The organism is Streptomyces sp. NPDC014801 (assembly GCF_043082085.1).
GTDB lineage: Bacteria > Actinomycetota > Actinomycetes > Streptomycetales > Streptomycetaceae > Streptomyces.
Genome location: NZ_JBIBXG010000017.1, coordinates 1 through 22,383, shown reverse-complemented (window position 1 = coordinate 22,383; position 22,383 = coordinate 1). Strand labels below are relative to the sequence as shown.

The 22,383-nt window shown below is 72.4% G+C and carries 15 protein-coding genes and 1 pseudogene; 11 read left to right on the top strand and 5 right to left on the bottom strand.

All coding sequences use genetic code 11. From position 1 onward, the window contains the following. Positions 1-133: 133 nt before the first annotated feature. Both ACF1AL_RS34760 and ACF1AL_RS34755 read right to left on the bottom strand, forming a co-directional pair. Positions 134-607 (bottom strand): MarR family transcriptional regulator, encoded by a 474-nt coding sequence (locus ACF1AL_RS34760; protein WP_366841797.1) that lies wholly within the window; start codon positions 605-607, stop codon positions 134-136. Between the two features lie 101 nt (positions 608-708). Further along, complete coding sequence (locus ACF1AL_RS34755) at positions 709-1,731, bottom strand: LacI family DNA-binding transcriptional regulator (protein ID WP_391658298.1); 1,023 nt, start codon at positions 1,729-1,731, stop codon at positions 709-711. 152 nt (positions 1,732-1,883) lie between these two features. Between ACF1AL_RS34755 and ACF1AL_RS34750 the strand changes: the two genes are divergently transcribed. The 4 genes from ACF1AL_RS34750 to ACF1AL_RS34735 are packed head-to-tail and all read left to right on the top strand — an operon-like array spanning position 1,884 to position 7,327. Further along, positions 1,884-3,170, top strand: coding sequence for an ABC transporter substrate-binding protein (locus ACF1AL_RS34750; RefSeq protein ID WP_391777940.1), 1,287 nt, complete (start codon positions 1,884-1,886; stop codon positions 3,168-3,170). Between the two features lie 7 nt (positions 3,171-3,177). After that, positions 3,178-4,134, top strand: a complete 957-nt coding sequence (locus ACF1AL_RS34745) for a sugar ABC transporter permease (protein ID WP_366841800.1) — start codon at positions 3,178-3,180, stop codon at positions 4,132-4,134. Next, the gene (locus tag ACF1AL_RS34740) at positions 4,131-4,949 is read left to right on the top strand and encodes a carbohydrate ABC transporter permease (protein ID WP_391658297.1); all 819 of its coding nucleotides are present in this window, start codon (positions 4,131-4,133) and stop codon (positions 4,947-4,949) included. Before ACF1AL_RS34745 ends, ACF1AL_RS34740 begins: the two co-directional genes overlap by 4 nt. Beyond that, the gene (locus ACF1AL_RS34735) at positions 4,946-7,327 is read left to right on the top strand and encodes a glycoside hydrolase family 3 N-terminal domain-containing protein (protein WP_391777774.1); all 2,382 of its coding nucleotides are present in this window, start codon (positions 4,946-4,948) and stop codon (positions 7,325-7,327) included. Before ACF1AL_RS34740 ends, ACF1AL_RS34735 begins: the two co-directional genes overlap by 4 nt. A gap of 97 nt (positions 7,328-7,424) precedes the next feature. On the opposite strand, the gene ACF1AL_RS34730 is transcribed toward ACF1AL_RS34735, so the two are convergent. Further along, entirely contained in the window at positions 7,425-8,768 is a 1,344-nt protein-coding gene (locus tag ACF1AL_RS34730; RefSeq protein ID WP_391777775.1) for an SGNH/GDSL hydrolase family protein, read from the bottom strand. Next, positions 8,765-11,920, bottom strand: coding sequence for a glycosyl hydrolase 115 family protein (locus tag ACF1AL_RS34725; protein ID WP_391698796.1), 3,156 nt, complete (start codon positions 11,918-11,920; stop codon positions 8,765-8,767). Before ACF1AL_RS34725 ends, ACF1AL_RS34730 begins: the two co-directional genes overlap by 4 nt. 556 nt (positions 11,921-12,476) lie before the next feature. Between ACF1AL_RS34725 and ACF1AL_RS34720 the strand changes: the two genes are divergently transcribed. The 4 genes and pseudogenes from ACF1AL_RS34720 to ACF1AL_RS34705 all read left to right on the top strand — a co-directional run bounded on the left by ACF1AL_RS34720 (position 12,477) and on the right by ACF1AL_RS34705 (position 16,968). After that, on the top strand, positions 12,477-13,172 hold the full coding sequence (locus ACF1AL_RS34720; RefSeq protein ID WP_366842119.1) for a glycoside hydrolase family 11 protein: 696 nt from the start codon (positions 12,477-12,479) through the stop codon (positions 13,170-13,172). A gap of 173 nt (positions 13,173-13,345) precedes the next feature. Continuing rightward, a pseudogene (locus ACF1AL_RS34715) lies at positions 13,346-14,047 on the top strand (polysaccharide deacetylase family protein); the annotation flags it as partial. Between the two features lie 286 nt (positions 14,048-14,333). Continuing rightward, positions 14,334-15,644: a DUF5933 domain-containing protein gene (locus ACF1AL_RS34710; protein WP_391777776.1), complete on the top strand. Its 1,311-nt coding sequence runs from the start codon at positions 14,334-14,336 to the stop codon at positions 15,642-15,644. 190 nt (positions 15,645-15,834) lie between these two features. Continuing rightward, positions 15,835-16,968: an MFS transporter gene (locus ACF1AL_RS34705; protein ID WP_391777777.1), complete on the top strand. Its 1,134-nt coding sequence runs from the start codon at positions 15,835-15,837 to the stop codon at positions 16,966-16,968. 106 nt (positions 16,969-17,074) lie between these two features. On the opposite strand, the gene ACF1AL_RS34700 is transcribed toward ACF1AL_RS34705, so the two are convergent. Further along, positions 17,075-17,863 carry a nucleotidyltransferase domain-containing protein gene (locus ACF1AL_RS34700; RefSeq protein ID WP_391777778.1) on the bottom strand — a complete coding sequence of 263 codons (789 nt, stop codon included), beginning with the start codon at positions 17,861-17,863 and terminating at the stop codon, positions 17,075-17,077. Between the two features lie 191 nt (positions 17,864-18,054). Between ACF1AL_RS34700 and ACF1AL_RS34695 the strand changes: the two genes are divergently transcribed. The 3 genes from ACF1AL_RS34695 (at position 18,055) to ACF1AL_RS34685 (ending at position 22,181) form a co-directional block, all read left to right on the top strand. Beyond that, positions 18,055-19,251: an NAD(P)/FAD-dependent oxidoreductase gene (locus ACF1AL_RS34695; RefSeq protein WP_391777779.1), complete on the top strand. Its 1,197-nt coding sequence runs from the start codon at positions 18,055-18,057 to the stop codon at positions 19,249-19,251. Positions 19,252-19,278: 27 nt separating this feature from the next. Then, entirely contained in the window at positions 19,279-20,175 is an 897-nt protein-coding gene (locus ACF1AL_RS34690) for an RNA polymerase sigma-70 factor (protein ID WP_366842114.1), read from the top strand. Positions 20,176-20,282: 107 nt separating this feature from the next. Further along, the gene (locus tag ACF1AL_RS34685) at positions 20,283-22,181 is read left to right on the top strand and encodes an SMI1/KNR4 family protein (RefSeq protein ID WP_391777780.1); all 1,899 of its coding nucleotides are present in this window, start codon (positions 20,283-20,285) and stop codon (positions 22,179-22,181) included. The last annotated feature ends 202 nt before the right edge of the window (positions 22,182-22,383 follow it).

The window sequence follows — 22,383 nt, the reverse complement described above, 5'->3', positions numbered from 1 at the left end:
ACGGCCATCGGTCGAGGGACGTCGTACCGTGGCCGGCTACCGGGCAGGGGGAGTGAGAGAAAGGGCCGTGATCGGGGACGACGGCCCGCACCGTTCGCGACCGCGGCCCCCGGGGGAGCCGGTCGCGTGGTGATCAGCGGGCGGTGTGGCGGAGCTGCCGCTGCAGGGACGTGAGCGCGCCCAGGGCGGAGCCGAGCGCGTCCAGTTCGCCGTCGGTCAGGGCGCGCAGCGCGTGGACGACATGGGCGCCCATGAGCTGGTTGACCTCGCTGATGCGCTGCCGCGCGGTGGGGGTCAGGTGCAGATGGGCGACCCGCTTGTCGGCGGCGTCCTGCCGGCGCTCCAGCAGTCCCTGCTCGGTGAGCTGCGTGACCAGCGCGCTGACGTTGTTCGGCTTCATCAGCAGCGCGTCCGCGGCCGCGCGGACCGTGACGCCCTCGTGGGTCTCGACGTGCCGCAACAGGGCGATCTGGGCCTCGGAGGGCTTGGGGTGCGGGAAGTCCCGGTCGACCTGCCGCTCCATGGCCCGGGACAGCGCGGGCAGGCAGGCCACGAGGCCGGCGGCCAGGTGGTCGATGTCCTGCTCGGACGCGCTGTGCGGGGGCATACGGCCACTGTAGGTATGGATCGATACCTATGTCAAAGTAGGTAACCCGTCCCCAGGACGCCGAGCGGGGCGGTGGCGCACCCCCGGCGCCCTCGCCGGCGTCAGCCGTTCGCCGGGGGTGCGGTGCTCTGCCGTATCACCAGGTGGGTGGCGAGTTCGATGCGCTGGGCGGCCTTGCGGGGGTCGGGCGGCCGCAGCAGCATCCGGGCGGCCTCCTCGGCCATGCGTTGCAGCGGTTGTTGCACGGTGGTCAGCGGCGGGCTCGACCACTGCGCGAGCGACACGTCGTCGTAGCCGACCACCGACAGCTGCCCGGGCACGCTCAGGCCGAGCACCCGGGCGGCCTCCAGGACGCCGAGGGCCTGCAGGTCGCTGCCGGCGAAGACGGCGGTCGGCCGGTCCGGCCGCCGCAGCAGCTCCAGGGCATGGTCGTAGCCGCCCTGGACGTGGAAGTCGCCGAACCGCACGAGTTCCGGGTCGACGTCGAGGCCGGCCATGGTCAGCGCCGAACGGTAGCCGTCCAGGCGGGCCAGGGAGCACATCAGGTCCGGCGGCCCGGTGATGATGGCGACCCGCCGGTGGCCCTGGTCGGTGAGGTGCCGGGTGGCGGCGAGGCCGCCGGCCCAGTTGGCCGATCCGACGGAGGGCACGTCGGGGTCCGGGTCGCCCGCCGGGTCCACGATGACGAACGGGATGGCGCGGGAGCGCAGTTGCCGTTTGACGTCCTCCGGCACGGTGGAGAAGACCAGCAGCACGCCCAGGGGTCTGCGGCGCAGGACGCCGGCGATCCACTCGGGCCCCGGGGCCTGCCGGGTGCCGCTCTCGGTGAGCGCGACGGTGGCGTTGGTGCGCTTGGCCACGTTCTCCACGCCGCGGATGAGTTCCATCGCCCACACGCTCTCGAGCTCGTGGAAGACGATCTCGATGAGCGGGGACTGGGGTGCGCCCGGCGTGCGCCGGCGGTAGCCGTGGGAGTCGAGGAGCCGTTCGACCTTGGCCCGGGTCGCGGGGGAGACATCCGAACGACCGTTGAGGACCTTCGAAACTGTCGGAAGCGAAACTCCGGCCTCTCGCGCCACCGTCGCCAGGGTGACCCTGCGGTCCACCTCGTCTTCTCCAGGCATGGCGGCAGCATAGGCCATGCCCTCCGATAACGGTTTGGCCGTGTGCGTGCACGACCGTTGACCGACTCTTCCCTCGGCCCCTACTGTCCAGCCGCAGGACTTTCGGCGTTGCTGTCGAAACTTTCGGAAGGCAGATGACCATGCGTACACGGATGGCCCGGGTGCTCGCCTGCGCCGCGACCCTCGCCCTCACGGCGACCGTCGCGGCCTGCGGAAACGGGGGCGGCGGGGGCTCCTCGAACGACGGCAGGATTCACGTGCTGGTCTACGGGGACGCCAGCAACAAGGTGGAGAAGCAGATCGTCGACACCTTCAACAAGACGTCCGACGTCAAGGCCGTCCTCGACACCATCCCCGGCGCGGACTACCAGCAGAAGCTGCAGACCATCATCAACACCCCGCAGGCCCCGGACATCTTCTTCAACTGGGGCGGCGGCTCCATCCAGCCGTTCGTCAAGGCCGACCTGCTGATGCCGCTGGACGACTTCGTCAAGCAGGACCCGGGCCTGAAGGACAAGTTCCTGCCCTCGGTGTTCAACAGCGCCGTCGTCGACGGCAAGGCCTACGGCATCCCCATGCGCGGCACCCAGCCCGTCCTGCTCTTCCACAACAAGGACGTGCTCGCCAAGGCCGGTGTGCAGCCGCCCAAGACCTGGGACGAACTCCTCGCCGCCGTACGGAAGCTGAAGGCCGAGGGTGTCACGCCGATCGCCCTCGGCGGCGGCGACCAGTGGCCGACGCTGATGTGGTTCGAGTACGTCTACGACCGCGTCGCCGGACCCGGCCTGTTCGAGAAGGCCCTCGGCGGGGACAAGGACGCCTGGGCCAGCGCGGACAGCAAGAAGGCCCTCGGCATGCTCAAGGACCTCGTCGACGCCGGAGCCTTCGGCACCAACTACGACTCGGTGAAGTACACCAACGGCGCCTCCCCGGCGCTGGTCGCCTCCGGCAAGGCCGGCTTCGAGCTCATGGGCTCCTGGTACTACGCCCAGCAGCAGCAGGACGCCAAGGACTTCGCGGCCAAGGGGCTCGGCTACAGCACCTTCCCGGCGATCCCCGGCGGCAAGGGCGACCCGGGCAACGTCGTCGGCAACACCAACAACTTCTACTCGGTGCTGAAGAAGACCAAGCACCCCGAGGCCGTCGCCGCGTTCCTGAAGCTCATGTACTCCGACGAGTTCGTCAAGGCGCAGCTCGCCATCGGCAACCTGCCGACCACGACCAACACCCCGCAGTTCCTCGGCACCTCGGCCAGCCCGGAGTACTCCCGCTTCCAGTACGACCTGGTCGCCAAGGCCAAGTCCTTCCAGCTGTCCTGGGACCAGGCCTACCCGCCGTCCGCGATGACGCCGATCCACCAGGCCGTCCAGCAGTTCTTCAACGGACAGCTCGACGCGGACGGCTTCGTCAAGGCCATGCAGGCCCTTCCCAGCGAATGAACCGCTCATGACCACACAGATCACGAGCGCCCCCTCCGCCGCCGCGGCCCCCGGCAGGGCCCGGCGGCGGGCCGAGGGGTCCCACACCGCACACGGCACGCGCCCGGGGTTCCTCTGGGCGCTGCCCGCCACCGTGTTCTTCGCCCTGTTCGCCATCGCCCCGCTGATCATGGTCGCGGTGCTGTCCTTCATGAGCTGGAACGGCCTCGGTTCCCCGACGTTCGTCGGTACCGACAACTGGTCCCGCATCCTCGACGACCCGGTGATGATCAAGAGCATCTGGCTCACCCTGCTGCTCACCGCCCTCGGCGTCGCCCTCCAGACACCGCTGAGCATCGTCCTCGGCGTGTGGGCCGCCGGCCACCAGCGCAACCGGGCCGTGCTGTCCGCGATCTACTTCGTCCCGCTGCTGCTGTCCTCCACCGCCGTCTCGGTGCTGTGGCGGGCGCTGCTCGACCCGAACTTCGGCATCCCCGCGCGGATGACCTGGCTGTTCGGGGACGGCAACCTGTTCGGCAAGCAGGCCACGGCCATCGGCGTGCTGGCCTTCGTCAGCACCTGGCAGTTCACCCCGTTCCACACGCTGATCTACCAGGGCGCCGCACGCGCCGTCCCGCAGGTGCTCTACCAGGCGGCCGCGATCGACGGGGCGGGACGCTACCGGCAGTTCTTCCACATCACCCTGCCGCAGCTGCGCAACTCGGTCATCACCTCGATGATCCTCATGATCGTCGGCGGGCTCACCACCTTCGAGACCGTGCTCATCCTCACCCAGGGCGGACCGGGCACCGACACCACGATCAGCGCCTACTACATGTACCAGAAGGCCTTCAAGGGCTTCGACTTCGGCGCCGGCTCGGCCATCGCCCTCTGCCTGGTCGTCGCGGCCACGATCATCTCCCTGGTCGTCGTCCGCGTCTCCGGCTACGACAAGATGCGCAGCTCGATGGAGGGCGTGTCATGAGGCGGCGCCCCAACTACCTCGCCGGCGCCGGCTCGCTCGTCTGGCTGGTCCTGGTCGGCCTGCCGCTGTACGTGATGCTGGCGGCGACCCTGCGCACCCGGCAGGACTACGCCAAGAACGGCCCCGTGTCCTTCCCCGAGGACTTCACCCTGGACAACTACACCGGGGCCTTCGACTCGGGCTTCGGCCGGTACTTCCTCAACACCATCGTGGTGACCGTCTGCGTGGTCGCCGTGGTCCTGCTGCTCGTACCGCCGCTGGCCTACGCCATCGTCCGCAGCCGCAGCCGCGTCACCTCGCAGATCTTCCGGCTGTTCCTGCTGGGCCTCGCCATCCCCGCCCAGGCGGTCATCGTCCCGATGTTCTACCTGATCAGCGAGGCGGGCCTGTACGACAACCTGCTGGGGGTCATCCTGCCCACGGCGGCGTTCTGCCTGCCGATGTCCGCGCTCATCCTCAGCGGGGCCATGCGGGACATCTCCCCGGAGCTGTTCGAGGCCATGACGATGGACGGCGCGAGCCCGCGCCGGATGTTCTTCCAGCTCGTCGTCCCGCTCTCCCGCGGCGGCCTGTCCACCATCGTGGTGTTCTCCGCCCTGCAGGCGTGGAACGGCTTCCTCTTCCCGCTCGTCCTGACCCAGTCCGACAACACCAAGGTGATCACCCTGGGTCTGTACAACTTCCAGACCGAACACGGCGTCGACATCCCCGGCCTGCTCGGCGCGGTGACGCTGTCCATGGTGCCCGTCCTGCTCGTCTACCTGTTCGCCCGCAGGGCCCTCGTCCAGGGCCTGATGGGAGTGGGAGGAAAGTGACCGCCAACGTGGCCGTAGAGACCACCCCCGAAGTCCCCCTGTGGAACGACCCCTCCCAGGACATCCCCAGCCGTGTGTCCGCGCTGATCGAGGCCATGACCGTCGAGGAGAAGGTCGCCCAGCTGTACGGCGTCTGGGTCGGCGCCTCCGACGAAGGCGGCGAAGTCGCCCCGCACCAGCACGACATGGAGGAGGCCGTCGACCTCGACGCCCTCCTGCCGACCGGCCTGGGACAGCTCACCCGCCCCTTCGGCACCGCGCCCGTCGACCCCGCGCTCGGCGCGCTCTCCCTGCTGCGCACCCAGCGCCGGATCACGGCCGGGAACCGCTTCCGCATCCCCGCGCTGGCGCACGAGGAGTGCCTGGCCGGATTCGCGACCTGGGGCGCCACCGCCTACCCCGTCCCGCTGTCCTGGGGCGCCACCTTCGACCCGGACCTGATCCGCCGCATGGCCGCCGCCATCGGCCGCGACATGCGGGCCGTCGGCGTCCACCAGGGCCTCGCGCCCGTCCTGGACGTGGTGCGCGACGCGCGCTGGGGCCGGGTCGAGGAGACCATCGGCGAGGACCCCTACCTCGTCGGCAGCATCGGCACGGCCTATGTCCAGGGCCTGCAGTCCGCCGGTGTCGTCGCCACCCTCAAGCACTTCGCCGGGTACTCCGCCTCCCGCGCCGGCCGCAACCTCGCACCCGTCGGCATGGGGCCGCGCGAGCGGGCCGACATCGTCCTGCCGCCCTTCGAGATGGCACTGGTCGAAGGCAAGGCGCAGTCCGTCATGCACGCCTACACCGACACCGACGGCATGCCCTCGGCGGCCGACGAGGACCTCCTCACCGGCCTGCTGCGCGACACCTGGGGCTTCGACGGCACGGTCGTCGCCGACTACTTCGGCATCGCCTTCCTCCACACCCTCCACGGTGTCGCCGGGGACTGGGCGGAGGCCGCCGGCACGGCCCTGCGGGCCGGCGTGGACATCGAGCTGCCCACGGTGAAGACCTACGGCGCCCCGCTCGTCGACGCCGTCCGCGCCGGCCGCGTCCCGGAGGACCTGGTCGACCGTGCCGTACGCCGCGTCCTCACCCAGAAGGCCCGGCTCGGTCTGCTCGACGCCGACTGGAGTCCCGTCCCGGCCGTCCTCGACGGCGCCGACCCGGACGACCCGGACGCCCTGCGCGGCACCGTCGACCTGGACTCGCCCGCCAACCGCGAACTGGCCCGCACCGTCGCCGAGGAGGCCGTCGTCCTCCTCGCCAACGACGGCACCCTGCCGCTGACCGGGCCCCGCCGCATCGCGCTGATCGGCCCCAACGCCACCGAAGCCGGGGCCGTGCTGGGCTGCTACTCCTTCCCCCAGCACGTCGGCGTGCACCACCCGCAGACACCGGCCGGCATCGACCTGCCCACAATGCGCGACGCCCTCGCCCGCGAGTTCCCCGACGCCGAGCTGACCGTCGTACGCGGCACCGGGGTCGACGACGGGGACGTGTTCGGGATCCCGGAGGCCGTGCACGCCGCGCGGGAGGCCGACGTGGTGGTCGTGGCGCTCGGCGACCGCTCCGGTCTCTTCGGCCGGGGGACCAGCGGCGAGGGCTGCGACGCCGAGTCGCTGGAGCTGCCCGGTGCCCAGCAGCGGCTGCTCGACGCCCTGCTGGACACCGGCAAGCCGGTCGTCGCGGTGCTGCTCGCGGGCCGTCCCTACGCGCTCGGCCGCGCCACCGGCGAGGCGGCCGCGATCGTGCAGTCCTTCTTCCCCGGGGTGGAGGGCACCACCGCCATCGCCGGCGTCCTCAGCGGCCGGACCAACCCCTCCGGGCGGCTGCCGGTCAGCGTGCCGCGCGGCTCCGGCGGGCAGCCCGCCACCTACCTCGGCGCGCGTCTCGCCCAGGCCGGTGACGTCTCCAGCATCGACCCGACGCCGGCGTTCCCGTTCGGGCACGGCCTGTCGTACACGTCGTTCGACTGGTGCGACCTGACCGTGGAGCGGGCCGAGACGGACACCTCGGGCGAGTTCTCCCTGGCGTTCACCGTGCGCAACACCGGGGACCGGCAGGGCAGCGAGGTCGTCCAGCTGTATCTGCACGACCCGGTCGCCTCCGTCGTCCAGCCCGTGCAGCGGCTCGTCGGCTACACCCGCGTCCCGCTCGCACCCGGCCAGTCCCGGCGGGTACGGGTCGGCGTGCCGGCCGACCTCGCCTCCTTCACCGGCCGCGACGGACGGCGCATCGTCGAACCCGGCGCGCTGGAGCTCCGGCTGGCGGCCTCCAGCGCCGACACCCGCCTGACGGCGAGCGTGCGCCTGACGGGTGCGCTGCGGGAGGTCGATCACACCCGGCGCATGCACGCCCGTTTCGAGCAGGACCCGCCGGCCGGCGCGTGACATGTCGCAGCGGCCCGGCTCCGGACCTCTCGACGAGGACCGGAGCCGGGCCGCCGCGGCATCCCCGGACGCCTGTCACGCGTCCGGGTCCGCCGTCTCATCGGAACAGGCGCAGCGGGACCGCGTCGGCCAGGGCGCGGTAGCCGGCGGGGTCGAGGTGGAGGTGGTCGCCGGTGTCGTAGGCGGGCAGCAGCTGTCGTGGGGCGGCGGGGTCGCGGACGGCGGCGTCGAAGTCGATGACGGCGTCGAACACCCCGCTGGTGCGGATCCACCGGTTGACGGCCTGCCGTGCGGCCTCGTGCGCGCCGGCCGGGTCGTCGTAGGCGTTGCCGCCCAGGGGCGTGAGGGTCGCGCCGTAGACGCGGATGCCCTGGGCGTGGGCGCGGGCGACGATCTGCCGGTAGGCGCCGATGAGTTCGCGTGTGACCTGCTGTGCCGCGGCCTGCGTCGGGTCGGCGGTGCCGATGTCGTTGATGCCCTCGAACACGATGAGCCGGGTGACGCCGCTCGTGGCGAGGACGTCGCGGTCCAGCCGGGCGAGGGCGTTGGGCCCGAGGCCGTCGTGCAGGACCCGGTTGCCGCCCGCGGCCTGGTTGACGACGGCGATGTCCCGCGTGCCGGTCCTGGCGTGCAGGCGGGTTCCGAACTGGTCCGGCCAGCGGTCGTTGTGGTTGGTCGTCGACCCGCGGCCGTCGGTGAGGGAGTCGCCCAGGACGACCGCGGCCGAGCCCTCGCGCGGTGACCACGCCTCGACGCCGCCGAGGAAGTACCAGTGGTCGACGGGGGTGGCCCCCGGCAGGTCGCCGTCGTCGAGGTGGTCGCCGGTCAGCAGGTACGACGTCGTGCGCGACCCGGGGTGCGAGGTGATGTCCGTGGACGCCTGCCCCTGCGCGAGGTAGAGCGTGACGGTGAGGTTGCCGTCCGCGGGGACGGCGAAGTCGACGGGGTCGCTGACGGCCTGGGCGCCCCGGGGGATGTCGATGCCCGGGCTTCCGCCGAACGTCACCCTGCGGGTGCTGCCGGGGACCACGGCCGCGGTGCCCGCCGTACCGCCGGCCGGCCGGGCCAGGGACACGCCGGTCACCGGCAGGTCCGTGCCGCCGAACGCGTTGGACAGGCGCAGCCTCACCCGCCGCCCGCCGGTGGACAGGTGGACGGTCTGGCGGACGGTGGTGTCCGCGAGCACCCGGTCGGCGCGGGTGTACGGCGCGGGCGGCATGTTGGCCGGCTCCGTCAGCTGGGGTGTCGCCGACCAGGTGTGCACCCACTGGCCGCCCGCTGGAGCCGGGGCCGCGGTGGGGGCGGGCGGCGCGGCGGTCTCACCAAGGGCCGCGGCCACCGCCGAGGGGACGGCGCAGCAGGCGACCACGGCGGTCACCGCGACCGCGATCCGGCGCGGCGACGAGGGCCGCCTCGTGGAGGGGGTACGTCGGAGGTTCATGTCAGCCGCATGCTTTCCTCAGGGCCGAGGTAGCTGTACCTCAGGCCGCCGGTGTCGATGACGATCTTCTGGAGCACCACGGTGGGGTCGACCATCCAGACCTTCAGGACGTGGTGCCCCAGGGAGCCGATCCGGTGACGGGTCGCGGTCCGGTTGACGTTGTCGGCCGTGTTGCGGCCCCACTGCGTGTTCATGGTCAGGTCGCTGGAGCCGGTGGCGGCGACGATGTCCACGCTCTGCGGCGCCGCGTCGTCGAACGACACGGCGTAGAGCAGACCGGCGCCGCCCGGCAGCGCCGCGTTGCGCGGGGAGACATGAGCCCAGACGGTGACGGTGCCCGTGGTGAACAGGCTGACGTCGTACTCCAGTCGGGGACCGTGGCCCGGGCTCTGGCGGGGCGCGGTGACGGGGAACGGTTCCATGCCGTCGCCGGTGCGGCCGATGCCGGGCACACGCTGCCAGGAGACACCGCCGGCGGCCACGGAACGCGAGAAGTGCGCGGCCTCGACGCTGACATGACCGCCCGCCTCGACGAAGCCCTTGAGGCGGGAGCGGGGGACGGCCGGGTGGTCGATCACGGCCGTCACGGTGACCTGCGTGCCCTCCGAGCCGGTGAGCGTCACCGGGACCCGGGTGACGCCCCGCGGCGCCCGCTCCCAGTCGACGGCGAAGACGACGCGCCGCTCCCGCACGACCGTGCCGGCCGGGCGGTCCGCGGTCAGCCAGGGCACACCCGTACGGATCCGGTAACGGAACGGCGTGAGGCCGCGGTTGAAGACGTCGACCCAGGGGGCCGGCCGGGTCCCGTAGGGGCTGAACACGGGCAGTACGGCATCCTCCGCCGCGTGCGGCCACCAGGCCGCGGAACCGTCGACCGCCACGCCCATCCGCGCCGCCGTGGGCGGGTCGATCCGCCGGACGGCGGGGAAGATGTGGTCGGGGGCGGGCGGCTCCTGCCACGCCGCGTCGGCGCCGTAGCGGTCCTGGTCGCCGTAACCGATGTGGGTCTGCGTCTGGAAGCCCTTCCATCTGCCGCCGGCGACACGGTTGTTGAAGCGATCGGCCAGCGCGACGTCGTCGGCGAACCGGGCCTCAGCGCGGTCGGCCAGGTCGTTGGTGGCGGCCCTGCCCTGCGCGGCGTACAGCAGGTTGGTGAACTGTGCCTGCCGCAGCAGGTACAGGTTGGCGGTGGCCTGCACCGGGTAGCCGACCAGCTCGAACCAGGCGTCCTGGTCGCGCGCGGGCAGCCGGGTGGCGACGCGGTCGGCGCGGGCGGCCAGCTCCTGCCACTCCCCGGTGACCCGGTCCAGTTCCCCGTAGTCGGTCTGGCTGAAAGGGGTGGCCCGGTCGTCGGTGACGACGGCGGACGCGCTCGCCGGGTCCTTCGACGGGTCCAGCGTCTGCCGGCGGTTGAGCAGCTCCGGTTTGCGGCGCGCCTGCAACTGCTCGTACGTCCGCAGGACGGCGGCGATCTCCTCGGCGAGCCGCCCGTCGAAGTTCTGCCGCGCGTACCGCAGATCCCACTCGTCGAGATCGTCCCGGGTCCACCGGTCGGGCGCCCACGCGTAGTCGAGGAAGAACTGGGTGGGCCGCTCGTTGCCCTTGACGTCCCCCGAGTTGCACACCCACAGGCCGTGACCGCCGAAGGCGTGGACCTGGTGGAGCTGGTCCAGGACGTTGGGCAGGGAGTTGGTGTCGACCCACTTGTAGTTGCGGCTGGCCCCCACGTAGTCGAAGTGGTAGTAGAGGCCGTAGCCGCCGGACCGCGGGTCGCGGACGGTGTCCGGCAGCTTGCGCACGTTGCCCCAGTTGTCGTCGGTGAAGACGACGGTGACGTCGTCGGGCGCGCGCAGACCGTGGTCCCAGTAGCGCTGCACCTCCTTGTACATCGTCCACACCTGCGGCACGGTCGTGACGTCCTTGCCGGTGACCTCGGCGATGATCTGCCGCTGGGCGGCGATGATCTGCCCCATCAGCTCGATGCCGTCCCCGTCGCTCAGCGCGGTGTCGCCGTTGCCGCGCATGCCGAGGGTCACCACCCCCTCGAAGCCCTGGTCGGCCATCCGCCGGATCCCGTCGCGCCAATACGCCTTGACGGCCTCGGCGTTGTAGCGGAAGGACCATTCGCCGGTGCCGCCGTAGGGGTCGTGACCGGGGGTGACGATCGTGCCGTCCTTGTCGCGTACGGCGGGTACGGCGTGCCGGTTCCACTCCTCGATGCCGCGCATCATCGGTGCCTCGTGGGAGGTGCCCATCACCACGCCGTACGCCGTGGCGGTGGCGTGGTTGGCGGGGTCGTCCTCGGCGAACGCCCGGCCCCACACCGCCGGCCACAGGTAGTTGCCCTTCAACCGCAGCAGCAGCTCGAAGAGCTTGGCGTAGAACGCGGCGTTGAAACCGCCCGGGAAGCCGGGCGCCTTGCCCGGCCCGAAGACCGAGGGCGCCCAGGTGCCCAGGGCCGGGTTCTCGTCGTTGACGAAGAAGCCGCGGTACTTCACCGCCGGGGTGCCCTGCGTGTGCAGCCCCGGCAGCACGTAGAGGCCGTCCCGGTGGACGGGCCGGACATCCGCCCAGTAGTACCAGGGGGAGACCCCGATGCCGCGGGAGACGTCGTAGGCGGCGAAGACGGTGCCGCGCTGGTCGCTTCCCGCGATCACGAAGGCGCGGTCGACTCCGGGCATCGGCCGGTCCACCACGGTCTGCAGGGACGTCTCCCACTTGCCCCGGACGCCGCTGACATCGAGCTTCCCGGCGGCCACCAGGGCGTCGACGAGCGGGCTGCGGCCGATCGTCCCGATGATGGCGACCTCGCGCGCCGCCGGCACCCTGCCGTGCGCGAGGACCGGCCGCACCCCCGTCACCCGTTCGATGTCGTCCCGCAGATCGCCGGCCACCCGCACGACGCCGGGCCAGTCGCCGTCGTCGACCACCAGGGGCACCGCGCGGCCGTTGCGCACCAGCGGGAAGCTGCCCGCGGCAGGGGTGAAGGAGATGTACGCACCGGGGTCGGTCGGACGCGCCGACCGCTCGGCGGCGGCCGCCCCCGCGGCGAGGCCGGGCACCGCGCCGAGCGGACCGGCGAGCGCGGCCGCGCTCAGGCCCCAGCCCAGAACCGACCGCCTGCTCGGCGACCCTCTGCCGTTGTCCTGCATACGAACTCCTCCTCGGTGACGGCCAATTGGTGTCTGTGCGGGGCGGTCTTGCGTCGGACGCGGGGGTTCGGGAGGCGCTGGGGGTGCCTGCGTGGCGGCCTCTTGGGTGCCTGGTCAGGCGGTCGAAACATTCGGAGTTCTTGGCGCACTATCAGCCGCATTCAAGTGGCGCAAGAGGGGGAGGAGGCGCGGTACCGGTCCCTCAGCAGCGCGTTCATCCCTGTGAATTGCGTCCTACGCATGCGAACCGCTCGGGGAATGTAGGGCTGTGGCCTCGGCGGGGTCAAGGGTGCGTGTCCCGCCGAGCCTGCCCGCCCTGGCGCTCGAACTTTCGAGGAACTTTCGGAAACAGACGCATTGACCGGCGTTTCCGAACCGGCCCATACTCTCCAGCGTTCGAGCCTCCCCGCGACAGGCACCCCCACCGTGTGTACGAGCCGCACACGCCGTCGCCCCGGGTGCCGTCGCGCCGAAATCGCCCTCGTGGCGGGCGCGTTCGGCCGCGCCCCCACCGCACACGGCCCGCCCGGGCCGCCCTATCCCGTACGGAGGACACATGGACCTGGAGCACGCTCTCACGCATCCGATGAGCCGCAGGGGCTTCATCGGCCGGGCCGGCGCACTGGCGCTGGCGACGTCCGCCTCCGGGCTGCTGCTGCCCGGCACCGCCCACGCGGACACGACCATCACCACCAACCAGACCGGCACCAACAACGGCTTCTACTACTCGTTCTGGACGGACGGCGGCGGCTCGGTGTCGATGACCCTCGGCTCCGGCGGCAGCTACAGCACCTCGTGGCGCAACTGCGGCAACTTCGTCGCGGGCAAGGGCTGGAGCACGGGCGGCCGCAGGACCGTGAACTACGGGGGCAGCTTCGCCCCGTCCGGCAACGGATACCTGGCGCTGTACGGGTGGACCTCGAACCCGCTCGTCGAGTACTACATCGTCGACAACTGGGGCACCTACCGGCCGACGGGAACGTACAAGGGCACGGTCACCTCCGACGGCGGCACCTACGACGTCTACCAGACCACGCGCTACAACGCGCCCTCCGTGGAGGGCACCAAGACGTTCAACCAGTACTGGAGCGTGCGCCAGTCGAAGCGGACCGGCGGGACCATCACCACCGGCAACCATTTCGACGCGTGGTCCCGGTACGGGATGCGGCTCGGCACCTTCTCGTACTACATGATCCTCGCGACGGAGGGCTACCAGAGCAGCGGCAACTCCTCGCTCACGGTGAGCGGGTGACCGTCGGCGGCACCCGCCCCGGGCCGGGATCCCGGCCCGTTCACCGCACCGGAGCCGGATCCTGGCCCGGCCGCCGTCCCGGCCTCGGATCCCGGCCCGGCCACCACCCCCGCTCCGGACGCACACGCGCCCGGACCGCGCTCACACCCCCCACCCGAGGAGGACCCTCCCTCATGCGCTCCCCAGCCCGCTCCCTGGCCCTGGGGCTGGCCGTCGCCGCCACCGCGGTGGCCGCGCCCGCCACCGCCACGGCCGCCCCTGCCGCCGCCCCCGCCCACACCGTCCCGGCGCGCGCCGCCGCCTGCGCCGGATACGTCGGGCTCACCTTCGACGACGGCCCGTCCGACGCCCACACCCCGGCCCTGCTCAACGCGCTCAAGCAGTACGGCCTGCGGGCGACGATGTTCAACGAGGGCCAGTACGCCGCCGCCTATCCCGCCCAGGTCCGGGCCGAGGTCGGCGCCGGCATGTGGGTCGGCAACCACAGCTACACGCACCCGCACCTGACCCAGCTGAGCCAGGCGCAGATCGACTCCGAGATCGCCCGCACCCAGCAGGCCGTTGCGAGCGCCGGCGGCGGGACGCCCCAGCTCTTCCGGCCGCCGTACGGCGAGACCAACGCGACCGTGCAGGCCGTGGAGTCCAAGTACGGGCTGCGCCAGATCATCTGGGACGTCGACTCGCAGGACTGGAACGGCGCCGGCACGGACGCCATCGTGCAGGCCGTCGCACGGCTCACGAACGGGCAGATCATCCTGATGCACGAGTGGCCCGCCAACACCCTCGCGGCGATCCCGCGGATCGCGCAGACGCTGGCGAGCAAGGGCCTGTGCGCGGGCCGGATCTCCCCGCAGACGGGCCGCGCCGTGGCCCCCTAGCCCGCGACCGCACCGCACCGACACGGAACCCGTGGCACGGCGGCCCGGCCGCCGGCCGTGCCACGGGAACGTCCCGCCGGCCGGCTCATGCGGATCGCCGGTGGGATCGGCCTGGGGCGCCTTGGGTAGCATGTCCGGGTTCGTGTTGTTGATCTTATGGTTTCACACTCATAGAGACCATTTCGGGCAATTCGCTCGCGGTGGCCGGTGTTTGGGGCGTTGCGTGGTGTCGCGAATAGGTGGCGGGGGTGCGGGCGCCGCATCGCTGCGGTGGCGGGTGGCGGTGTGGTCCCTCGCAGGCGTCCTGGCCTGCGGGCTCCTGGTCGGGCTGGAGATCGCCGCGCGCCACTACGGCGAGCCCGGCCCGGTCACCACGCTGGTGAGCGGAGTGGTGTCCACCCCGAAACCGGGGCCGCTGTACGGCGGTCTGGCGCTGCTGATGGTGGTGCTGAGCCGGCGCGAGCGGTTCATCGCGGCGGGCGCCGCGGTGGGTGTCGACGCCGTCTTCGCGCTGCTGCGCTGGGCGGCCGGTGCCGACTCCGCCGAAGGGCAGTTCTTCGGCAGCGGCGCGCTGTGGGTGATGCTGGGCTGCGCGGTCATCGCCTGCACCCGGCGCACGGGCCCGGAGCGCGTGCTGCTGCTCAAAGGGGTCGGGCTGGGGCTGCTGCTGGTGGCGGGCCGCAAGATGGGCGACACCTGGCTGGTGATCACCGCGAAGGCCCGTCCCGAGGTGCTCGACCCCTATCTGGCGGCCGCCGACCACGCACTCGGCAATCCCTCCTGGCTCGTGGGCCGGCTGGTCCAGGCCGGCGGACCGGTCGCCGACCAGGTGCTCCACCTCGTGTACGCCCAGCTCGCCGTGGCCGCGGTCGTCGTCGCGCTGTACCAGCTGCGCCGTGTCAGAGCCGAAGGCCGCTTCCCGCGCCACCACCTGGTGCGCACGTTCCTGCTGATCGGTCTCCTCGGACCGGCCGTCTACATGATCTTCCCGGTCGTCGGCCCGGTCTTCGCCTACGGCCCCGGCGCATCCGGCACCGGCGGTGTGGAATGGGCGGTGGCCGACCTGTGGCCCCACACGCCGCCGCCGCTCACGCTTCCGCACCCGGTGACCTACGACCAGATCACCCCGCGCAACTGCATGCCCAGCCTGCACACCGCCTGGGCCACCGCCATTTTCGTCCACACCCGCAACGCCCCGCGGATCCTGCGCCACGCCGGCGCCTTCTGGCTGATCGCCACCCTCACCGCGACCCTCGGTTTCGGCTACCACTACGGCGTCGACCTCCTCGCCGGCGTCGTCTTCGCCCTCACCATCGAGGCGGCCCTGCGCGCCTACGACCGCGGCTGGGACCGGGCGGGCGTCCGGCTCGTCGGGTACGGCACCGTGGTCTTCGTGGCCCTGCTCGTGTCGTACCGCTGGCTGCCGCTCGACATGGGCCGGCACCCGGCACTGGCCGGCCCGCTCCTGGTCCTCGCTGCGGGCTCGGTCGTCTACGGCTACCTGCGGACGACCAGCCGCTGGGAACCGGCGGCCGCTCCCACCCCGCAGCCCCAGCCGCAGCCGGAACCGGAACCGGAACCGGAACCGGCGTAAGCGATCCCCCCACCGCCGCAGCGCGCACGCCCCGCGAAACGCGGTTGCGGCCGGCCCGTGACACCGGTGGGGTACTCCTGTGAAAGGCGACGGCGCAACGGGGCAGGCAGGACGGGCGAGGACCGCGGGAGCCGGTGAGAGAGCGGCGCGACCGGCTGCCTGGCAGCGGGTCGCGGTCCTCGCCGCCCTGATGCTGGCCGCCTTCACCTTCAACACCGCGGAGAACCTGCCGATCGGCCTCCTGGACCTCATCTCCGACGACCTGCGGGTGTCGCTGTCGGCGGTCGGCCTCCTGGTCACCGGCTACGGCGTGACGGTGGCCGTCGCCTCCGTGCCGCTGACCCACCTCACCCGGACCGTGCCCCGGCGTCATGTGCTCACCGGACTGCTCGTGGCACTCGCCGTGTCCAGTCTGGTCGCGGCACTGACGCCCTCGTACGGGCTGCTGCTCGCGGCGCGGCTGCTGACCGCGCTCGCCCAGGCGCTGTTCTGGGCCGTGATGGGACCGGTCGCGGTGGGCCTGTTCCCGCACGACGTCCGCGGACGTGTGGTCGCCGCGCTGTCCGTCGCCGGTTCGCTCGCCCTCGTGCTGGGCGTTCCCGCCGGGACCTGGCTGGGCCGGCTGAGTGTCTGGCGGGTGCCCGTCGCCACCCTGGCGGGGCCGGCACTCGTCTGCCTGGTGACGATCGCCGTCCTGCTGCCGACCTCGCGCCCGGAGGAGGAACCGGCCGCCTACGGGACCGGTCCCGACCTCGGGCGGTTCCGGATCGTGCTGGCCGCCGGGACCCTGTCCGCCACCGGGGCGTTCACCGGCTACACCTACCTCGTGACGTTCCTGGGAGAGGTGAGCGGCTTCTCCCCGGGCGCGGTCGGCATCCTGTTCATGGTGTTCGGCCTCGCCTGCCTGACCGGGGTGAGCCTCACCGGCGCGCTACTGGACCGCCGTCCGCGCACCGCGCTGTCCGCCGCCGTGGCCACCCAGGCCGTGGGGATGCTCGGCTTGTACGCGGCCGGCACGGACCGGGCGGCAGCGGTGCTGTTCCTGGTCCTCATGGGCGGTGCCCTCGGACCGGTGTTCATGGCCACGCAGAACGAGATGCTCCACTGCGCGCCGGGCCGCACGGACCTCGCGCTCGCGGCGAACTCCGGGGGCTACAACGCCGGAATCGCAGCGGGTGCCGCGCTCGGGGCAGTGGTGCTGCCGGCGGCCGGTGTGCGGGGCACGTTCCTCGCCGGCGGACTGATGACGGTCGCGGCCTGCGCTGTCCTGCTCACCGGGCGACTGCTGTCCGACAGGGCCGTGAGGAAGCCACCGCCGCGATAGCGGCGCCGGTACGGGCCTCGCACCCGAGAGCCGGAACGCGGGCCTCGCACCCGAGAGATCGCCGCCGTGGCGCGCCCTGGGAACAGCGCACGCCGGGTCCGCCCGGTCAGTCCGTCGGAGCGACGATGTCCTGGAGATACTGCACGGCGAGCTCTTCGGCGGTGCGGTTGCGCTCCACCGTGCCGTCGCCGGACCACTGGCGGTAGAGCTCGACGCAGGCGAGGAGCGCCCGGCCGACGTCCTGCCGGTCGTAGCCGCACAGGGTTCGCCGGAGGTCGTGGGCCGCGTCCGGTGCGACGGATTCGAGCCGGCGCACGCCGCGGGGTTCGGCACCCACCCGGTGGGCGGCGAGCGGGCCCAGCACGGTCTCGCGCAGGAAGGTGACGACACCGATGGCCTCGAACAGCTCACCGCGGCCGAGCTTCGTCGCCCCGTAGTGGATCCACACCCAGAAGCGGTCCTCGATCCACTGCGGATCGAGCGACGGCGAGGCCGGCGGACGCTCCGCGAGGGCGTCGGTCAGACGCCCGTCCCGCTCCCACAGGATCCGCGGATCCTCGACGCGCTCGGCCACGTCCGAGGCCCGCACGAACTTGAAGTCGACATGCAGCAGGGGCGGACCGACAAGCGTGACGATCAGGCGGGGCTCCCCGACGTGCTCCCCCGTGAAGCCGGCCACCAGAGGCACCCACGAACCGATGAGCGGGAGCCGTTCCGCCATGACCGAGTCGAACGCCGCGTCGTCGACCACCACGATCAGGTCCACGTCGGAGTACGTGTCAGGGGTGCCGCCGGCGATCGATCCGGCGACGGCGACACCCGTGACACGCGCGTCCTGCCGGATGCGCGGAAGCACGTCGTCGAGGAAACGGCGGTGCGGACGAGGGACGTCCATGACACTCCTTCCGACGGGATCAAAGTCCGGCAACGTAGCACGGCGGCGGCCCCGAACGCCCGGGAAATACGGCGCGCGGGCCACCGGCGCGGAAGGCGTCAGCACGCGTCCGAGTGATCCGCGTCACATCCCGTCACAGTGTCCGCGTGCGCGGTGTCTTCAGGTCACAAGCCCGGAGCGAAGGAGACACCATGACGGAGAACATCCACGTGATCGTGATCGGTGGCGGCTACGCCGGCGTCATGGCGGCCAACCGCCTGACACAGCGCGACGACGTGACGGTGACCGTGATCAACCCGCGTCCCGACTTCGTCGCCCGGCTCCGCCTGCACCAGCGCGTGGCCGGCACCCACGACGCGGTCGTCGGCTACCAGGACGTCCTGGCCGAGGGCGTCGGGCTGGTCGTCGACAGCGTGACACGGATCGACGCCGCCGAGCGCACCGTGACCCTGTCGGCCGGCGGCGCCCTCGGCTACGACTACCTCGTCTACGCGGTGGGCAGCGGCAGCGCCGAGACGCGGGTGCCCGGCGCGGCCGCCCACGCGTACCCGATCGCGACGCTGGAGGAGGCGCAGCGGCTGCGGCCGGTCCTCGACGCGGCGCCCGCCGCGGCCGCGGTGACCGTGGTCGGAGGCGGCCCGAGCGGCATCGAGACCGCCGCCGAACTCGCGGAGCAGGGGCGCCGGGTGACCCTGGTCTGCGGCGGTCTCCTCGGCCCGTACCTGCACCCCCGGGCACGGCGCACGGTCGCCAGGCGGCTCGCCAGGCTCGGCGTGACCGTGCTCGACGGGCCGGGCACCAAGGTGACGGAAGTGACCCGCGACGTCGTGCGGCTCGCCGACGGCCGTGAGCAGGCGAGCGACATCACCGTCTGGACCGTCGGCTTCGGCGTCCCGGACCTGGCCGCGCGCAGCGGGCTGAGCACCGACGCGCTCGGCCGCCTGCTCACGGACGAGACGCTCACCAGCGTCGACGACGAGCGCATCGTCGCCGCCGGGGACGCGTCGGCGCCGTCGGACCTGCCGTTCCGGATGAGCGCGTACGGCGCCGGCTGCCTCGGCGCCCACGCCGCCGACACGATCCTCGGCCGGCTCGCGCAGGAGCCGCCCGCCCCCATCAGCCTGTCGTACCCCGCCATGTGCATCAGCCTGGGCCGCCGCGCGGGTGTCTTCCAGTTCGCCGACAAGGACGACAACGCGGTACGCGCCTACGTGGGCGGCCTGCCCGGCGCCAAACTCAAGGAGATGTCCTGCGCCTTCAGCGTCAAGCACCTGGCGGTCGAGGCGCGCAAGCCCGGCGCGCACCACTGGCCGAAGGGCGACAAGCGCCGGCAACTGCTGCAGGCCCGGCGCGCCCAGGCACCGGCCACGGCCGAACAGACGGCCTGAGGCGACCGCACAGGAGAGGATCAAGCCATGAGCACCCCCTCGACCGACCCGGCGACCGACGCCTTCGTCGCCCACCGCAACCTGCTCTTCACCGTCGCCTACGAGATGCTCGGATCGGCGGCCGACGCCGAGGACGTACTCCAGGAGACCTGGCTGCGCTGGGCCGACGTCGACGTGGCGCAGGTGAGCGACCAGCGGGCGTACCTGGTCCGGATCACCACCCGGCAGGCCCTCAACCGGCTGCGCACCCTCGCGCGCCGCAAGGAGGCGTACGTCGGCTCCTGGCTGCCCGAGCCGATGCTCACCGCGCCGGACGTCGCGGAGGACGTCGAACTCGCCGAGAGCGTGTCGATGGCGCTCATGCTCGTCCTCGAAACCCTGTCGCCGACCGAGCGCGCCGTCTTCGTCCTGCGCGAGGTCTTCGGCGTCGACTACGACGAGATCGCGGCCTCCGTCGACAAGAGCCCCGCGGCCGTCCGCCAGATCGCCCACCGCGCCCGCCGGCACGTCGATGCCCGCCGGCCCCGCAAGACGGTCTCCCTCAAGCAGACCCGGGCCGCCCTGGAGTCGTTCCGGCGGGCGCTCGACAACGGGGACCTGCAGGGCGTCCTCGACGTGCTCGCCCCCGAGATCGTCTTCGTGGCCGACGGCGGCGGGATCAAGCAGGCCGCGCTGCGGCCGATCACCGGCTCCGGCAAGGTGGCCCGCTACATCATCGGCGGCACCGGCAAGCGCGGCGGCCGGATCTCCACCGAGCCCGCCGTGGTCAACGGCAACCCGGCGCTCGTCGTACGCCTGGACGGCGAGATCGACGGCGTGATGGCGGTCCGTGTCGAGGACGCCCGCATCGTCGGCCTCTACTACGTCCGCAACCCCGAGAAGCTGACCCGCGTCGGCTCCGAGACCCCGCTCACCCTGCGCTGACGCCGACGCCTCACGTCGAGCGGGGCCCGCCGGACTCCCCGGGCCCGCTCGACGTGAGACGTGCTGCGGACGGCGGCGTTGTCAGTGCCGTGTGCCACCATCCGGCCATGAGTGGTGAGTCATTCGACTGGCGGGACTTTCTGGAGCGTTGGCAGCGCGAGTGGGTTCCGCGCGCGGGCGAGGACGCCGAGGGGGAGGGCGGTGGCACGCCCGTCGCGCCCCTGGGCAGACCAGGGGCGAGCGAGGCCGAGATCGCGGCGGCCGAGGAGCGGCTCGGGTGCCGGCTGCCGCCCTCGTACCGGCAGTTCCTGGCCGTGAGCGACGGCTGGCACGTGCAGCAGTCGGCCGGGATCTACCACCTCGGCGGCGCCGCCGACATCGACTGGTTCCAGGACCCGTACGACCTGACACCGCTGTACGAGGAGAACCTGGGCGACCACCCCCGCGAAGAGGACGTCCTGCTGGCCGGGATGTGGCGGCGCGCGCTGCGCCTGGAGACGGACTCCGACATGTCGCACGCCCTGCTCGACCCGGGCGACCGCGACGAGGACGGCGAGTGGGCGCTGTACGTCCACAAGGGCTGGAGCGGTGAACTGCCGGACCGGTACCCGTCCTTCCGCGCCTACATGGAAGCCATGTACCGCGGCTTCCACGCCGACCGCGCGAGCAGAGCCGATTTCGTCAACGCGACCACGCGTACCCAGGACGCCAAGGTGACGGAGGGCCGCCGGCTGGCCCTGTGCGGACGGTACGAGGAGGCCCTGCCGCTGCTCGAGGAGGCGCTGTCCTTCGGACGGCCCGGCAGTGCCGTGCTCGTCCACCAGCTCCGGCACCTGGCGGCCCCGTACAGCTCCCAGGGATACGGCGCCCTTGTCGCCGACCCGCGCTACCTGCCCGAGATCCTTCCCGTGGAGGCCATGGCGCCGGCGCAGGGCACATGGCGGCTGGGCGGGGACGACCACTGGCTCCGGATGATGGCCGCGCGCGGCGCCGCCCGGGAGAGCGCCGAGGCCGTGCTGAACGCGATGCGCGCGGGTACCTATCGTTACGCGCCGTCCGGCCTCTGGGGCAGGGCCGTCGCCGAGGCCCATGACGCCGCCCTCCAGGGCCTGACCGACGACGCCTGGCGCATCCTGCGGGAGGCGCTGCCGCGGTGGGAGGCGCCCGGTCCCGCGCTGATCGTCCCGATCGGCCTGCTCGCCGATCCGGTCCTGGGGCCGGTGGTCACCCCGGAACGCGGACGGGAACTCCTCGCCACGCCGAGGTCCGGTCATCCCGGAACCTCCCCCGAGCCGGTGCCCGACCTCGATCCGCCGGGCCTGACCTGGCTGGCGCACCCCACGGCCGACGGTCAGTCGCGCGACGGGTACCGAGGGGTCTGGGTCGAGGGGACCGACCCCGCCCGCCTGCCCGCGCTCATCGGCGAGGAGGGTGCCGAACTGAGCGCTCCTCTCGACCCGTACACCGCGCGCCGCCGGACACCTCCGTCGCGCGACGGGGGGAACGCGGAGCCGTGGGAGGACCGGGCGCTGGTCGCCGTCGGCCGCACCCGCGAGGGCTGGGCCTTCGCGTTCGAAGGCCACTCCTTCCATCGGCTGGGCAAACTGTTCCAGTCGCCGGCCGCGGCCGCCTCCGCTTCCGGCCGCGCGGTGGTGGTCTGGCGCGACCCCGCGAGCTCGTTCGCACGCCACCCGGCCGCGTTCCACCTCTCGGTGGCCGAAGAGGGCGAGGAACGGTACGCGTTCACCGTGCGGGGCTCGGACATCGAGCGCTCGGGCGCGATACCCCCGGCCCTGGACCCGGCAGCCCATTTCCGCCCCGGCGAGACCGAACTGGACGGCGAGGACAGCATGCTGGAGGCCCTCCACACCGAACTCGGGCTCTCGCTGCCCCGGTTTGCGCTGACCCGGGGCAGACTCCGCACCTTCACCACCCGGTCCTGGACCAGGGCGCCCCGCGAGGGAGAGGGGTACGCCACCCTCGGCTTCATACGGCACCGCACCTGAGACCACCGGTCACGACGCCTCCCGGCGTCACGCCCGCGCACCCCCTCAGAGACTGCGGGCGGTGATGTCGCCGCTGGTGGTGGTGGCGTGGATGTCGAGGATGGAAACGCCGTCGTTCTTGAGGGTGTTGGCGATACGGCCGTGGCTGGTGCCGGCGTCGAGGGTGGCGGAGACGCCGGCGGCGGCGGTGACGGTGATGTCG

Bases quoted from the DNA above. Each gene is read 5' to 3' on its own strand.
- ACF1AL_RS34760 (WP_366841797.1), bottom strand. From the start codon at position 607: ATGCCCCCGCACAGCGCGTCCGAGCAGGACATCGACCACCTGGCCGCC.
- ACF1AL_RS34755 (WP_391658298.1), bottom strand. From the start codon at position 1,731: ATGCCTGGAGAAGACGAGGTGGACCGCAGGGTCACCCTGGCGACGGTG.
- ACF1AL_RS34750 (WP_391777940.1), top strand. From the start codon at position 1,884: ATGGCCCGGGTGCTCGCCTGCGCCGCGACCCTCGCCCTCACGGCGACC.
- ACF1AL_RS34745 (WP_366841800.1), top strand. From the start codon at position 3,178: ATGACCACACAGATCACGAGCGCCCCCTCCGCCGCCGCGGCCCCCGGC.
- ACF1AL_RS34740 (WP_391658297.1), top strand. From the start codon at position 4,131: ATGAGGCGGCGCCCCAACTACCTCGCCGGCGCCGGCTCGCTCGTCTGG.
- ACF1AL_RS34730 (WP_391777775.1), bottom strand. From the start codon at position 8,768: ATGAACCTCCGACGTACCCCCTCCACGAGGCGGCCCTCGTCGCCGCGC.
- ACF1AL_RS34725 (WP_391698796.1), bottom strand. From the start codon at position 11,920: ATGCAGGACAACGGCAGAGGGTCGCCGAGCAGGCGGTCGGTTCTGGGC.
- ACF1AL_RS34720 (WP_366842119.1), top strand. From the start codon at position 12,477: ATGGACCTGGAGCACGCTCTCACGCATCCGATGAGCCGCAGGGGCTTC.
- ACF1AL_RS34705 (WP_391777777.1), top strand. From the start codon at position 15,835: ATGCTGGCCGCCTTCACCTTCAACACCGCGGAGAACCTGCCGATCGGC.
- ACF1AL_RS34700 (WP_391777778.1), bottom strand. From the start codon at position 17,863: ATGGACGTCCCTCGTCCGCACCGCCGTTTCCTCGACGACGTGCTTCCG.
- ACF1AL_RS34695 (WP_391777779.1), top strand. From the start codon at position 18,055: ATGACGGAGAACATCCACGTGATCGTGATCGGTGGCGGCTACGCCGGC.
- ACF1AL_RS34690 (WP_366842114.1), top strand. From the start codon at position 19,279: ATGAGCACCCCCTCGACCGACCCGGCGACCGACGCCTTCGTCGCCCAC.
- ACF1AL_RS34685 (WP_391777780.1), top strand. From the start codon at position 20,283: ATGAGTGGTGAGTCATTCGACTGGCGGGACTTTCTGGAGCGTTGGCAG.